Source organism: Paenibacillus sp. QJM3NY_38, assembly GCF_056173265.1.
The window spans coordinates 255765-271498 of record NZ_CM149665.1; the positions used below are offsets into that span (position 1 = coordinate 255765).

The window sequence follows — 15734 nt, forward strand, 5'->3', positions numbered from 1 at the left end:
AAAGCATAATGTACATTGCATTTATTATATACAGGTGCTAGAATAGGGGCAAATTCAGAAAAAGGAAAGGTTGTGTACGCTTCATGAAGACTCCTGTAGCACCCTCTATTCACACGGAAATTCCGCGCGCGGAGTACCCCAGACCGGATTTTGAGCGAAAAGACTGGTTGAATTTGAACGGCCAGTGGTCGTTCCGGCTCGACACGCAAGGATCAGATGATGTACAACAACAAGCGGGTACGGGCGCCGATGGATACGCTGCTGCCCTGGAGGGTGGAGACGCCAGCCTTTTTACTTCAGAGATTACGGTGCCCTTCTCTTGGGTTAGTCCCCTGTCCGGTATTGAGCGTAACGAGAAGGGGGTAGGCTGGTATCGTCGATCCGTGAAGTGGGAGCCGAACGGGAGCCAGTCCCGGATCTTTCTGCGGTTTGGTGCCGTCGATTATCTGTGTGATGTATGGGTTAACGGCAAGCATGTCGGCTCGCATCAAGGCGGCTACGGAACCTTCGAGTTTGACGTGACAACGGTGTGGGATTCGGTAAAAGACAATACAATCGTTGTGCGTGCAGAGGACTTGGACCACAATTACCAGGCCCGGGGGAAGCAAGGGTACGGCGAGATCCGGGGCATTTGGCAGCCGGTTTGGCTGGAGGCCCGGCCGCAAACCTACTTGGAGCAAGCCATCTTTACGACCTCCATTGACGGTCGGATCGAATTGAAATCCAAGATCCAGGCTCAAGAAGCAGGGACAGTGACACTCCAACTCTCGTTTGCGGAGGGCTCGGTTACGCATCAGGAGGAGTGGGAACTGCAAGAAGGCGCAAATGAACGGACAACGGTGTTCCAAGTCCACGACCCGCGGCTGTGGAGTCCCGAAACCCCTCACTTATATGAAGGGGAGCTGCGTCTCACGAGTTCTTCCGGCGAAGATGTCGTCCATACTTATTTTGGCATACGGGAGATCGGAACGGCGAAGTTTGACGGACGGGATTACCGCTGGATTACGCTGAACGGAAAGCCGGTCTATTTAAATGGAACGCTGGACCAGTCCTATCACCAGACGGGATTCTTCACTTACCCGACGGATACGGAGATGCGGGACGAGATCTATCTGATGAAACGGCTTGGACTGAACTTCGTGCGGATTCATATCAAGCCGGAGGAGCCCCGCAAGCTGTATTGGGCGGATAAACTCGGGATTCTGGTGATGGAGGATATGCCGTGCTTCTGGGGCAATCCGGATGAGACCGCGCGTGCCGCCTATGAGCGCGAGGCGCTGGAAGTGATTGAGCGGGACCGGAATCATCCGTCGATCTTTTCATGGGTCATGTTTAACGAAACTTGGGGACTCCGCACGGATAGTGAGTCTGCCGGCCTTACGGGCGGCGAAGGACAGCATCGGTATTATCTTCCGGAGACCCAGGAGTGGGTAAGGGAGAAATACAGATGGGCCAAGGAGCTGGACCCGACCCGGATTGTGGAAGACAATTCTCCATGCGCTTACGATCATGTGGAGACGGATATCAATACCTGGCATTTTTACATCAACGGTTATGAACCGCTGCGGAATCATATCGAGGAGATTGTCCAGAAGACCTATCCAGGGTCCGAACACAACTATATCGGCGGCAATCAGCAAGGCGACGCTCCGCTCATGAACAGTGAATGCGGGAACGTGTGGGGAATTGACGGAGGAGCCGGGGATAGCGATCTCGCGTGGCATTACCGTTACATGCTGAACGAATTCCGGCGCCATGATAAGCTGTGCGGCTTCGTATTTACGGAGTTCCGCGACGTAACAAACGAATTCAACGGCTACTACCGTCTGGATGGGACGGACAAAAAATTTGGGTACGAGGATTTTGTGCCGGGCATGACGATCGCCGATCTGCACACGCCGGACTTCATCGTTATTGACGCACCGCCTTGTCAGACGCTGGACCAAGGGGCAGAGAAGACCGTACCGTTGCTGCGTTCCAGTTATTCGGATCAATATCATGGGCAGAAGCTTACCCTTGCCTGGGAATTATCCTATGATCAGCTCGGAACGAAGGTTGTGGCAGATCAAGGTACTCTGGAAGTAGCATGGGACGGCTATGGTGTAGCACCAATAACTGAACTGAAGCTTCGCATGCCGGAGACGGATGCGGTTGCCATCCTCGGTGTTCGTCTCTTGAATGAAGGAAGCGGTGTAGTGACGCGTAACTTTACAACGTTTGACGTGCGTGGCGGCAAGGAGCATGGGAACCGGAACTCTGTAGATGGAGTGGAAGGCAGAACCGTAAGCATCCCGGTTAACACTTTCCGTGAGCAGAGCTTCGCTTACATGTGGGAGGCGCTTCTAGGCTCCAAAGTGAACGGCGGCGGAGAGGGACGATTCGTTTATGACGTGCAGCTGCCGGATCATGACGAACAGCCGCTGATCCGCGATATCGAGATATTCTTCGAGGCTGGCGCGAAACGTTTATTGTCACGAAATATCGAGGGTGCGCGTCATCGCACGCACGGAATCGATTTTATGCACGGGGCATCGGCAGACGTGGAGTATAACCCGAGCACGTATTATATGACGGATGAAGAGCTGCATGAATCCCGTATCTCCGTGTGGGTGGACGATGTCCAAATCGGCGAAGTTGTGCTCGCGGATGACCCTGCCGATAGTCGAGGGGTGCTGTCGTGGCACTATCAGCCGGTCCATAACCTTCTGGAAGAGGCTGGTTCGTACGGGTACCTGTGCCAGGCGCAGGTACCGGGAAGACTCGCGGCAGAGCTTGACCGCAAGCGCAGCTTCCGACTGGAGCTGCGGGCCGAGGAAGGCGGCATCAGTCTGTATGGACGGAATGCAGGCCGCTATCCGATCGATTTGCTGGTGCGGTGTCGGTGATCATGGCAAATACAAACCATTAATGTAAGGTTTATTAGTAATTGGGCTGTCTATTCGTAGTGAAAAACGACTTGCCGGGCAGCCCATTTTTTTATGATGATTTTTCGTTTCGATTTTCTTTGAAAAGCCTCGAGCAGACCATGGGCAATGCCCCAGCGCGGATACGTTGTTATGTGATGGAGCTGCTGCCATTTTCGTTTACCTTCAACTTAATTCTTCTTGTTTCAATGTTCATCCTACACTTTGATACATTTTTTTCATTATGTTATTATATATGTAATAAAGACCAAGTGCAGCGAACACTTGGTCAGTACAATTGGCTTGGATGGTTATCCCTTCTAAGTCGATAGGAACAAAACCCACCTCTGGCCTCAACCTTTGGGTGGGTTTTTACTTTCTCTTGTTGTTATTATTAATGTATGTTAAAAGAGCAAGAATGAACGTTCCAAAAAGGAACATGATCGTTAATGCATCTTTCACTTCCATGGCTTCACCTCCTTTCGAAGGGAAACCATGCCTGAGGTCATTCTAAGCTGCCAACGGGTCCTTATAAAAAAAGCCAGCGTCATCCCAAAGATTGGATAACGCTGGCTTCTTTTGCCTGTCTTGCAATTAACCTGTTTCACCGCTTCTTCCAGAACAGCTGGAGCGCCATCCTCGCGCACCACAGGGAGAACAGCAGGAACAGCAGCGCCCAGACGAAGGCCGGGAGCACGGTCATGTTGGCCAGGTTGGAGGCGTCGCCTGCTTGCTTGGGCTGGGTCAGCGCCATGGTCAGGAGGGTTAGCGGACCGACCACGGACTCTTCCAGCACGAGAAAGGCAAGCAGCAGGTAGTAGAAATTACGTATTTTTTCGCCGAGGAAATAGAAGATCAAATTCACGATCATAAAAATAATGAGCCACCATAATCCATAGCCGGCGCGAACGAAGAAAATGATCATAATGAGAGCAAGCACGGTAATGGTGATCAGGCCGGTGGCCTGCTTTTTCTTGGCATAGCCGTAGAACATCAGAATGGCGAACAGGGACGCCGACATATAACCTGCTAGCGAGACCACAATCGGACTCCAGCCGCCGGAAGCCAGCATGGAATAGGTCACGCCGCTGTGATCGGGATTCAGCTCGATGCTGAGCACCCGCCCCGACATGAGTAGGGTCATGACGGCATGCCCCAGCTCATGGATCATCGTATCCAGGATACGGAACCAGGAGGAGAAGGGGATCAGCCTTGTCAGAATAGCCGCGCCCACTAGAAATAACAATGCTTTCAGCCATTTATTCATTCGAAGGTCCTTTCAGCATAAAGTCATTCGCTAGACTATCATTCCGTCCATTATAATACAGATGAGAAACATGTGAAAACCGGGTAGTCCCTATCGGTTAAATGGTATAATTGAAGTTGTGACGGAGGTTCATGTTCGATGACAAACGATAAGCCTAACAACGACAATCACATAAAACATATAAGACAAACTACGCACGTGAGCGACCAAGGGATTCGTTTTGCCGAATTCGAGCTGGCCGGTGATGAGCAGGACGTTTCGCTGCCGGACAAGCACTCAGATATGCTGCATCAGGAGCAGGAACCCATGAATCCTGTGGCACCAACGAAGAAATCCTTGATTGTGAAGCCGCAGCAGCCGCTGGATATGAATTGGGGCGAGGACTTCCGCTACGTGACCAAGGAGCAGCAATTCGTGCAGAAAGCAAGGGAGCTCGCATGGCATGTGGAGGGAGAGGCCCCTTTTGTGGCTTTCAAAAGCTATTGGCCGACCTACGACCAGATGGCCAGCGACCAGTTCAAGTGGTATTTTTACTGGCGGGAGGAAGTCAGGTCCGGGCGGTACCCGGATACGGACTTATCCTATTTGTTTGTCTATTTTTACGAGCTGATCCATGGCGTGGGCTGGAGCGATCCCCTGCAGGGCTATGAATTGATGGAGCAGGCGTGGCATGCCTACCGTAAGCGTTATGCCAAGCTGGATACGTACCTGCGGGAGTGGTTATATGATTTTATGATCGTGCATGGCCTGGATATGCCGATCCGCGAAACGTACCAGCGCTTTCCGCGCGTTCTATCCAGTGAGCTGAAGGAGAAGGAATGGAAGCGCCGGTTTACTCTCCAGCCCGTGGAGCTGACGTGGGAGCTGCTGCTCGATTTGCTGGATTATGAGGTGGAGAAGAGCCGTTTTTACCAGGAGAATGGCCGCAAGGACTTGGAACGGTATGCCCCGAAGGTGATTGCGCTCGTGGACAGTTACTTAGCCAAAATGAAGGGGCAGCGCTTCATCGATCGCTTTCAGCCACGGCCCCGGCAGGTGAAGCGGCATTTATTCCGCAGCGCGGTGTACGATCATGGGTTATACGGGCGAAACGTCGTGCTGACCGTGGTGTCGTTAAGCGAGTATGCTCCTCTGCGTTCCTATATAACGGGACTGGTTCGCTTGACCGAGAATAAGCTGCGGGAGCTGAGGGGCTTTAAGGGACGGCTGCGCGGCGCGGATGCAGTTGAGCCCGAAGTGGAAGAGGTCATCACCCGTTATCTGAAAAAAGAGATTCAGGAGCAGCTCGAGGCGCAGCGCAGACAGGCGATACCTGAGGTTCAGATCGACACCGGGAAGCTGCGCCGATTACAGCAGGAGTCGGACCAGGTCCGCGACATGCTGCTTACGGAGGAAGCGGGGCAGCAGCAGGCTGAAGCAATCAACAGCCAGCCGGCACCGGAGTCTGCTCCATCTGTTGGTGCTTCTTCATGTCACTCCCAAGATACGGGAGCAAGCAGTAACATGGCTGTAGCTTCCAAGGGCCGATCTTCCCGAAAATCGGCGGCGAAGAAACCGGATGTGTTCCAGGCGGTGATGGATTTTGATGCGGATCCTTATGAGCCGGGCGCCATAGAGGTGCGTGATCAGCTTGATGAAGCAAATGTCATCGTTCGTTCCATGAACACGGAAGAATCGGAATCAGAAGCGGCGAACAGTAGGTCTATGGAGCCGTCAGGGAGTGCTGAGGATCGCTTGATGCAGTCCATGGGCTCTCAAGAAGAGCATTCATCTGAAGCTGGGGGCATCCACATTATAGACCCGCACGTCGTAGATGAAGAGGCTCTTATAGGGATGCCTACAATAGGAGAGCAGTCGTGGCAATGGGAGGTGGAGGATGAGGAATGGCAGGAGCTTGCAGAGCGTCTCAATCCCACCCACCTGGAAGTTCTCCACGCCCTCAAGGCGGGACCGAACCGCTCGGAGCTGCAGCAAATTGCGGAGAAGGCCGGTTCCATGCCGGCGTTATTGCTCGATGAGATCAATGATGCCGCGATGGATACCATCGGTGATCTTTTGATTGATGGAGAAGCCATTGCGGATGATTATATAGATATGCTGGAAACATTAAAGTCCGTATAACCGGACGTGTGGAAATAGACTGGCTCTTTATGTTTTGAGAGATGTTTGTAAGATGCTTGAAAGAGGTGGAACTATGACGGAATTAAAAATACCGAAACGGCTCACAACGGCCCTCGTAAACTCTTTAACGGCAGGGGTCGTGCCGCGGGTAGGGCTTGAGTTCATCGCCGTCGGCCGGAAGCCGGAGGTGGAGTCGATCCTGCGCGATATGGATAATATCGCCGAGGGCGGCGCCGCCTTCCGCCTGATTACGGGCCGCTACGGAAGCGGCAAAAGCTTCCTGCTACAGATCATCCGCAACTACGCGATGGACCGCGATTTCGTGGTGGCGGATGCGGATCTGTCGCCGGAGCGGCGGCTGGTGGGCACGAAAGGGCAAGGGCTTGCCACATACCGCGAGCTGATGACCCATCTGTCCACAAGGACGCGTCCGGACGGGGGGGCGCTGGAGGCCATTTTGCAGAAATGGATTGCCGCTATCCAGCAGGACATCATGCAGGAGACGGGCATGCGGCCAGATGACCCTGCCCTGAATGATCGGGTGGAGCTGCAGATTTATGCGGTGACAAACGGCATGCAGAATCTGGTGCACGGGTTTGATTTTGCGAAGGTGCTGGCTGCTTACTGGAACGGCTATAAGCTTGGCGACGATGACCGCAAGGGAGCGGCGCTGCGCTGGCTCCGCGGGGAAGTCCCGATGAAGACGGAGGCCCGCAAGGACCTTGGCGTCGGGGTCATTATCGATGATGACAATTGGTACGATTACATGAAGCTGTGGTCGGAATTTACGGCGGCCATCGGGTATAAGGGATTGCTGCTGTTCATTGACGAAGGGGTGAACCTCTACAAAATCACCAACAGCGTGTCCCGCCAGAGTAACTACGAGAAGCTGCTGACCATGTTCAACGACACGATGCAGGGCAAAGCGGAGCATCTGGGTATCTACATGGGCGGTACGCCGCAGTTTGTCGAGGATGAGCGCCGGGGGCTGTTCAGTTATGATGCGCTGCGCTCCCGCCTGATCGACGGACGCTACGGCAGCAGTTCGCTGAGAACGTACACGTCGCCCATCCTGAAGCTGGACATGCTGTCGTATGAGGAGATTCTGATCCTTCTGCAAAAGCTGCGCGATATCCATGCCCTGCACTTCAAATATGAAGCGCAGTTAGCGGATGATCAGCTCATCGCGTTCATGCAGACGGCCGTGAATCGGCTGGGGGCTGAGGAGCTGCTGACCACCCGCGAGGTGGTGCGGGATTTCATGGATCTGCTGCATACGCTGCATCAGCATCCGGAGGCCACGTTTGAAGAGCTGCTAGGCGAGCGTGCCGCAGCGCAGCCGCAGGGCAAAGGGCCGAATGATGCCGCTTCGGACGATCTGGACGATCTGCTGGCGGAGTTTGAATTATGAGTGCGAGCCCTTTTTCCAGACTGGCCCCGTTTATTCAGGAGTTTATCTATAAAAAAAGATGGGATACACTCCGTGAGGCGCAGGTGGAAGCCTGTCGGGTCCTGTTCGACACGCCCCATCATCTGCTGATCGCTTCCGGCACGGCGTCGGGCAAGACCGAAGCTGCATTCTTCCCGGCGCTGACGGAGCTGTACAACGTGCCTTCCAGCTCAGTAGGGATCCTCTATATCGGCCCGCTTAAGGCACTGATAAACGACCAATTCGAACGCATCTCCGATCTGTTGAAAGAGGGTCAGGTGCCGGTATGGCATTGGCATGGCGATGTTTCTCAAGCCGAGAAAACGAAGCTGATGCAGAAGCCGTCGGGCGTGCTGCAGATTACGCCGGAATCGCTTGAAGGGCTGCTCATGAACCGGCCGAACGCCATCCCGGCGCTGTTTCAGGATTTGCGGTATGTCATCATTGACGAGGTGCATGCCTTTATGGGAGCGGATCGGGGCATTCAGGTGCTGAGCCAGCTGACCCGGATCGAGCGGATGGCTTCCTGTTCGCCTCGCCGTATCGGGCTGTCGGCTACGCTTAGCGATTACGAGACCGCAGCGGGCTGGCTGGGCGCAGGAACGAAGAACGCGGTCGAAGTCGTCTCGCCGCAAGGGGGGCGGAAGCTCCGGCTGTCGGTCGAGCATTTCTCCTTCCCGGATGCGCGGGATGAGAAGCAGGCGGAGCAGCTGGAGCTTGCTCGTAAAGCCTATTACGATTTCGTATACGACAACACGCATCTGAAAAAAGCGCTGGTCTTCACGAACAGCCGCTCGGATGCCGAGCTGACCACGCTCGAGCTGCGCCGGATTGCCGCCAAGCGCGAGCAGCGGGACGTCTTCCATGTGCACCATGGAAGCATCTCCGCGATGCTGCGCGAGGAAGCCGAGGCCGCGCTCCGCGAAGGGCCGGGGCCAGCGGTTGCGGCAGCCACCCTGACGCTGGAGCTCGGCATCGATCTCGGCGAGCTGGAGCGGGTGATTCAGCTGGGCGCGCCGTACAGCTGCTCCAGCTTCGTTCAGCGGCTCGGCCGCTCCGGCCGGCGCGGGGATCAGGCCTCCGAGATGATGTTCCTCTGTCCGGAGGACGAGGATGAGGAGGCCATGCTGCCTGCGCGCATGCCATGGATGCTGCTCCGGGCCATTGCGGTCATCGAGCTGTATATTCGCGAGAAGTGGGTCGAACCGCTGGCCTTGCGAAAGAAACCCGTTGGCGTGCTGTATCATCAGACGATGAGCACGCTCAAGAGCATGGGCGAGGCAGAGCCGCCGGATCTGGCGAGAGCGGTACTGACGCTGCCGGCTTTCCGCGGCATCGAGCCGGAGGAATACAAGGAGTTCTTGCAGTATTTGCTCCAGACAGACCATATCCAGCGAACGGAAGAAGGAAGCTTGATCATCGGCCTTGGCGGGGAGAAAATCGTGAACAACTACCGCTTCTACGCGGTGTTTAAGGACGATGAAGAGCATGTCGTATATAACGGGTCCGAAGAAATCGGATCGATTACGACCGTGCCGCCGCCAGGCTACTGCTTCTCGCTCGCGGGCAAGGTGTGGAAGGTGGAGGAAGTCGATACGAAGCATAAGGCCCTGTATGTGAAGTCGGCCAAGGGCAAGGTCGATACCTTGTGGCTTGGCGCAGGCGGCGATGTGCATACTCGCGTGGTGCAGAAGATGCGGGAGGTGCTGGCGGACAGCGCCATTTATCCGTATCTGGCGCCGGGCGCGGTGAATCGTCTGGAACGGGCCCGTCGTCTCGCCCGGGAAAGCGGACTGCTGAAGCAGGTGGTCCTACCGGCGGGGGGCGACTCCCTGTTCATCCTGCCTTGGGCGGGCAGCAAGCAGTTCCGCACGCTGGAACGACTGCTGAAGCATAATCTGTCGGAGCGGCTGGCGCTTCGCTCTATCATGCCGATGGAGCCATATTATATGGTGGTCGCGGGTAAGGTCGATAATAAGACGCTGATGGAGGAAATCAAGCAGGAACTGATGGATTGCGAAGACGCAAGCGCGCTCCTGGATCCGGACGAAGCGCCGTATCTCGGCAAATATGACGAGTTCGTTCCGCCGAAGCTCGTTCGCACCGCTTTTGCCGCCGACGGACTTGATCTGGAAGGACTGGCCGAGGTGCTGGGAATGGCACATGGAGCAGCGGGAAGGGGAGCTACGGATGTGTGACAAGGAAGAAATACTTCCTGGTGGCAATGTTAACGAAGTCGTACGTATCGGTAATACCGTTCATCGTACGACTGAATGGAGTTCTTTCGTGCATGACTTGCTTCGATACTTGGATAAGCAGGGTTTTGAAGGCGCCCCCAAGTTCATAGGCATTGATCACAGCGGTCGTGAGATCTTGTCTTACATTCCTGGCGAAGTGCCGGGAAACCAATATCCTGATTTTAAACCCTATATATGGTCGGATCATACCCTTATCCAGTGTGCTGCGTTGTTACGGCGTTATCATGACGCCGTACAGGGCTTTGCTGCAACTTCAATCCAACCGGAGATTGGACATAACTCTCAGGTTTCGGGTGAATGGGACGATGAAGTGATCTGTCACAATGATGCCGCGCCATACAATATCGTTTTTCAAGACGAAGTGCCGGTTGCACTGATTGATTTTGATTTGGCTGCGCCAGGTCCAAGAATCTGGGACATCGTTTATATGCTGTACACATCAGTCCCGCTGGCAAGCTTTGCAATAGATTACACTACAGGGACATCGATACCTTATCAATCGGAAATACATGCTGCGGATCGCGCGCACAGAATATCGCTGTTCTTTAAATCCTATGGCATATCACCGCCTCCCAACTTGAAAGAATGGACTATAAGACGCATCAAGGCATTATGCGATACACTTACAACCGGTGCGGCACAAGGCAACAAGGCTTATCAGAACATGATCGAAGAGGGGCATGTGGCCCATTACGAGCGAGAGATTCAATTTCTGCAGGCACAGTTTGAAGAGTGGTACCGATGAAGGGTACCGATTTGAAGAGTGTCTGCTTTTTTTCATATCTATCCCCCAGGGGCGTTGAGCATAACTGAAAAAATATTTGTAACCCCTTACAAAAAAGCATTGTGTTCACCTCACGTATGTGGTAACTTATGTACATAAAAACGTTTTTATCGCAAAGGAAGAATGGAATGGTTATATGGGTAAAGTAACAATCAAGGATGTGGCAAGAGAGGCCGGGGTTTCCATTTCTACGGTTTCGAATGCATTGAATGACGTAGATGTATTGAACCCGGAGACCAAATCCCATGTGCTGAAGGTGGCGGAACGGCTCAATTATGTACCTAACCTGAACGGGAAGCTGTTGAAGTCGGGGAAGACCAAGATGCTGGGCTTCTTTACGACAAGCGTGTCAGGGCCTTACTTCTACACATTGGTGGAGTCGATGTCACGGGAATGTGACCGTCTGGGTTATGGATTGAACGTGTTTGTGACAAAGGACAAGCAGATAATCATGAGCAATATTATGGGCGGCCGGGTGGATGGCGTCATTATCTTTGAAGAGCTGAAGATCGACGATAGAGACATCGCCGCTATGGAGAAGGACAAGATTAAAGCCGTTTTTCTGGATCGCGAGGTTCAGAGTGAGACGATGGGCAGCATCATATTCGACTCTTACGTAGCCGGTTATGAAGCAACCAAGTACCTGATCAGCCTGGGACATAAGAAAATCGCCTACATTTCCGGCGTGGATACGATGTTTGACAGCGTGCAGCGGAAGGAAGGATATCTGGCCGCGCTTCGGGAGTGTGGGTTCCCGATCGACGGAGACTACATACTGCAAGGCTATTTTGAGGAAGAGGGTTCCTATAACGCCGTCAAATCGTTTCTTCACTTACACCCTGGCAAAGTGCCGGACGCGTTTCTTGCCGGTAATGATGTGAGTGCCATCGGTTGTATTCGGGCGTTGAAGTCCCATGGATACGAGGTTCCGCAGGACGTCAGCGTCGTAGGCTTCGACGATATCGATATCGCGCAGTATTTTACGCCGCCTTTATCGACCGTACGCAATCAGATTGCCAGACAGGGGATTCTGGTCGTGGACCATCTGGTGCGCATGATTCAGAAGAAAGAGAAGGGCAAGATCCAGAAACTTCCAGGGGAACTAGTCGTTCGCGGCTCCAGTCATGTGAAGATGAATCGGAATGAATTGGGTTAAGCCAAGAGACGAGACTTACCAAGTCATTTTTTTAAAATGATTCCATAAAATCAGGGCATTTTTTCGCCCAAAAATAAAAACGTTTTTATGACGGTTTTGTATCAAAGGAGGCTAAGCAGGTGAGCAAAACAGCTGCAGTTCAGTCAACCGGCACTGGCCCGGTTCAACCTACCGGGAAAAAGCCGATGGGGCAGAGGATCAAGGAATTCTTTATTGATTACAAGCGGCAATGGGAGCTTCAATCGATGATCATTCCCGGCGTCATCTTCATGTTCATCTTCTGCTACATACCGATTTACGGTTTGACGATTGCGTTTAAAAATTACACCGTTATCGATACGCTGGATTCCGCGCCGTGGGTTGGCCTGGACAATTTCAAAATTATTTTGTCGGACAAGTATTTTTGGGATTCCGTTGTCAACACGCTGGGCATCAGCTTCTTGAAATTGGCGATCGGCTTTGTCATTCCGATCATTCTGGCCATCATGATTTACGAGGTTGGCATGGGGCGCTTCAAAAAATTCGTCCAAACCGTCTCCTACCTGCCCCACTTCTTGTCTTGGATCGTATTGGGCGGCATGCTCATTACCTGGTTCTCGACATCCGGCCTGTTCAACGAAATATTGCTTGCTTTGGGGCTGATCTCGCAGCCGCAAAACATTTTGCTTGATCCAAGCAAGTATTGGTGGATAGCAACGCTGTCGGATATTTGGAAAGAGGCCGGATGGGGAACGATTCTGTACCTGGCGATCATGGCGAAGATCGATCCTACCTACTACGAGGCTGCAAGAATCGACGGGGCCAGCCGACTGAGACAGATCTGGAACATCACCCTGCCGAACATGAAGATGATTATCAGCTTGAATCTGATCCTGACTGTAAGCGGTTTATTGGGATCGAATCTGGATCAAACCTTGGTGCTCATGAATTCGCAGAACCGGGAAAAAGCCGAGGTCATTAACTCGTACGTGTACCGGATGGGTATGACGCAGGGCGATTTCTCCTATGCCACAGCCGTTGGTTTAGGCGTATCCATTATCTCCGTCATTCTGCTCGTTACGGCGAATAAGGTGACCAGTAAATTAAACGATAATCAATCTGTTCTATAGGTCATGCAGAAGGGGGTATAACGGTGAATTTCAAAGCAGCAAAAGGGGATCTCGACAGCCGGATCTTTGATACGATCAACATCATTTTACTGGTTACGTTTACGATCATCATTGTCGTTCCGTTGTGGAACGTCGTTGTTTCATCCTTCAGCTCGGGCAGATCCCTTGCCGAGGGCGGGTTCATCTTCTGGCCTACGGAATTCTCGCTTGAGAATTATCAGGCTGTGTTCCGGGATGCGAATATATGGAACGCCTTCTTCATCTCGGTAGCCAAAACCGTGATCGGGGTTATCACGCACGTGTTCTTCTGTGCCATGGTGGGTTACGGCTTGAGCAAAAAATACGTACGCGGCCGCAAGTTCTACGTCGCGATGGGTGTCGTCACCATGTTTTTCTCGGGCGGCATGATTCCAACGTACCTGTTGATTAAGGACTTGGGGATGTTAAACAGCTTCTGGGTTTATATTATCCCAGCCCTGTTAAGCTTTTATGACGTCATCATTCTGATGAATTTCTTCCGCAACGTACCGGATTCGCTGGAAGAGTCGGCGAAGATCGACGGCGGGGGCGACTGGAGAATTTTCCTGAGCATCTTCATTCCGCTTTCCATGCCGGCTATGGCGACAATTGCCCTGTTTAACGGGGTGGGGCAGTGGAATGATTTTATGACCACCAAATTGTATATCACCGATCAGTCGCTGTATCCGTTACAGATGATGCTGTATGAGATTATTGTGCAGTCTCAGACCCAATCGATGCAAAATATCGGTTCGGTTGCGATTCAGACGACCACCAAAGGGGTCCAACTAGCAACAATTGTCGTGACGACGCTGCCGATTGTTGTGATGTATCCAATATTACAGAAATATTTTATCTCCGGCATGATGCTCGGAGCTGTTAAAGAGTAGAGTAACTGCTCTTTAAAGGGGTGGAACAGAAGCAAGTCAGGGTCTGAAAAGTAAGCGCTTTTATTCAAAGGGAGGGTTACAGGATGTTGATGAACAAAGCTTTTGGCAAGAAAGGACTTACGCTGATTACGGCACTGATGGCGGTTGTGCTGGTTGTGAGCGGCTGCGGCGGGTCGGGCGGGAATTCCGGCTCCAAGAAGGAAAATTGGGTTTCGATCGAGGATCGTTATACACCGAATGCCGAGACGCCGGCTTGGCAGCTGGATAAAAAAGAAGAGACAACCGAGCTTACGTGGTACGTGAATGCGGATTGGTGGAATACGGATTTTGGCAAGGACGTTGTAACTAAAAAGATTAAGGAAGACCTGAACATCAATATTAAATTTATCACGGGTGACGACACCAAGCTGAATACGTTTTTTGCCGGCGGGGACATGCCGGATCTGATTACGACGTTTGACTCCAATTCTCCGGTTGTGCAGAAGGCGGCGACATGGGCGCTGCCGCTGAACGATCTGGCCGAGAAATACGACCCTTACTTCAATAAAGTAGCGGCGCAGGATACCCTCAACTGGTTCCAATTGAAGGATGGCAAGACGTACGGATATCCGAACTACTCCAATACCCAGGAGGATTATGACAGCGGTAACATTCCAGCCAAAACGGCATTTATCATCCGCAAGGATGTTTACGAAGCGTTAGGTAAGCCTGCTATGGGAACGCCGGAGGAATTCCGGACCGTTCTTGCTGATATCAAGAAGCAATTCCCTGCTCTGATTCCACTTGGATTCAACTCCATCGGCGAAGGAACGGGCTCGCTTGGCGACGTGCTGCAGGATTTCATCGGCGTACCGCTGGAGGAGAATGGCGGTTTCTATAACCGTAATCTGGATGAAGATTATCTGACTTGGGTGAAGGCGTTCAATACCGTATATCGGGACGGCGCGATCAGCGATGACAGCTTTGCCGATGACGGAACGGCTTTTGAAGAGAAGGTGAAGGCGGGCAAATACGCAACGATCATGCTGGACGGCACGCCGCAGCAGGGCGGAAACCTGCAGAGCTTCTACAGCAACAACAAAGGCAAAGAATACATCGCAATTGACGGACCGCAAAGCACGGCAGGACGCAAGCCGACGCTGAATCAATCCGGTATCACGGGCTGGATGATCAGCTTCATTACGAAAAATAATGCAGATCCTGCCAAGTCGATTCAGCTCTTCACATACCTGTTAAGCGAAGAAGGACAAATGCTGATGAATTACGGCATCGAAGGTGAGACCTACCAGGTGAATGCAGATGGAACGGTGGAGTTCCTCCCTGCTGTAAAGGATCTTCAGATGAACAATCCTGATACCTTTAAGAAGGATTACCGCATGGGCGAATTTATGTTTTTCGGGCATGACCGCCATAAAGCGCTGAGCGGGGATGCCTTCCCGGATGCGATCAAGCAAATGCAGGAATGGGGCAAAGGCAAGCTGACGCCGCACTTTATTTTGGAGAACATCAACCCGGATCAGGGCACACCGGAAGCACGCTCCCTGACGGCCATCAATACGAAATGGAACTCCACGCTCGTCAGCATGATTCGCTCGAAGGACGACGCAGCCTTCGACAGTCTCTTGAACGAATATAAAAAGTTCCTGGACGATAACAACTGGGATAAGATCGTCGAAGTCCGCAACGAGAAGATGAAGGCGAACAAAGAGAAGCTGGGGCTGAAATAAGTTTGCGTTAACGGATGGGAGGGCCCCTTTCTTGACAGGAGAGGGGCTCTTTCCAAGTTATCTTTTGGCAGG

Annotated in this window: 11 protein-coding genes; 9 read left to right on the forward strand and 2 right to left on the reverse strand. The window is 52.7% G+C overall.

Features of this window, described 5'->3' with window-relative positions:
• Positions 1-83: 83 nt before the first annotated feature.
• On the forward strand, positions 84-2885 hold the full coding sequence (locus AC0VZ8_RS01260) for a glycoside hydrolase family 2 protein (protein WP_475485784.1): 2802 nt from the start codon (positions 84-86) through the stop codon (positions 2883-2885).
• Positions 2886-3275: 390 nt separating this feature from the next.
• On the opposite strand, the gene comI is transcribed toward AC0VZ8_RS01260, so the two are convergent.
• Both comI and AC0VZ8_RS01270 read right to left on the reverse strand, forming a co-directional pair.
• On the reverse strand, positions 3276-3371 hold the full coding sequence (gene comI / locus AC0VZ8_RS01265) for a competence inhibitor ComI (RefSeq protein ID WP_019639195.1): 96 nt from the start codon (positions 3369-3371) through the stop codon (positions 3276-3278).
• 136 nt (positions 3372-3507) lie between these two features.
• Complete coding sequence (locus AC0VZ8_RS01270) at positions 3508-4170, reverse strand: M50 family metallopeptidase (RefSeq protein ID WP_194540414.1); 663 nt, start codon at positions 4168-4170, stop codon at positions 3508-3510.
• 138 nt (positions 4171-4308) lie between these two features.
• Here AC0VZ8_RS01270 and AC0VZ8_RS01275 point away from each other — a divergent pair, with 138 nt between their 5' ends.
• The 8 genes from AC0VZ8_RS01275 to AC0VZ8_RS01310 all read left to right on the forward strand — a co-directional run bounded on the left by AC0VZ8_RS01275 (position 4309) and on the right by AC0VZ8_RS01310 (position 15662).
• The gene (locus tag AC0VZ8_RS01275) at positions 4309-6291 is read left to right on the forward strand and encodes a TerB N-terminal domain-containing protein (protein WP_475485785.1); all 1983 of its coding nucleotides are present in this window, start codon (positions 4309-4311) and stop codon (positions 6289-6291) included.
• 73 nt (positions 6292-6364) lie between these two features.
• Positions 6365-7702 carry an ATP-binding protein gene (locus AC0VZ8_RS01280; protein ID WP_475485786.1) on the forward strand — a complete coding sequence of 446 codons (1338 nt, stop codon included), beginning with the start codon at positions 6365-6367 and terminating at the stop codon, positions 7700-7702.
• A complete protein-coding gene (locus tag AC0VZ8_RS01285; RefSeq protein WP_475485787.1) occupies positions 7699-9918 on the forward strand; it encodes a DEAD/DEAH box helicase in 2220 nt (739 codons plus the stop codon). The genes AC0VZ8_RS01280 and AC0VZ8_RS01285 overlap by 4 nt, the downstream gene beginning before the upstream one ends.
• The gene (locus AC0VZ8_RS01290; protein WP_475485788.1) at positions 9911-10723 is read left to right on the forward strand and encodes a phosphotransferase; all 813 of its coding nucleotides are present in this window, start codon (positions 9911-9913) and stop codon (positions 10721-10723) included. Before AC0VZ8_RS01285 ends, AC0VZ8_RS01290 begins: the two co-directional genes overlap by 8 nt.
• Positions 10724-10898: 175 nt before the next feature.
• The gene (locus tag AC0VZ8_RS01295; RefSeq protein ID WP_475485789.1) at positions 10899-11918 is read left to right on the forward strand and encodes a LacI family DNA-binding transcriptional regulator; all 1020 of its coding nucleotides are present in this window, start codon (positions 10899-10901) and stop codon (positions 11916-11918) included.
• Positions 11919-12037: 119 nt separating this feature from the next.
• Positions 12038-13027: an ABC transporter permease gene (locus AC0VZ8_RS01300; protein WP_216535182.1), complete on the forward strand. Its 990-nt coding sequence runs from the start codon at positions 12038-12040 to the stop codon at positions 13025-13027.
• 23 nt (positions 13028-13050) lie between these two features.
• Positions 13051-13935, forward strand: a complete 885-nt coding sequence (locus AC0VZ8_RS01305) for a carbohydrate ABC transporter permease (protein WP_071219523.1) — start codon at positions 13051-13053, stop codon at positions 13933-13935.
• A gap of 83 nt (positions 13936-14018) precedes the next feature.
• The gene (locus AC0VZ8_RS01310; protein ID WP_071219524.1) at positions 14019-15662 is read left to right on the forward strand and encodes a type 2 periplasmic-binding domain-containing protein; all 1644 of its coding nucleotides are present in this window, start codon (positions 14019-14021) and stop codon (positions 15660-15662) included.
• The last annotated feature ends 72 nt before the right edge of the window (positions 15663-15734 follow it).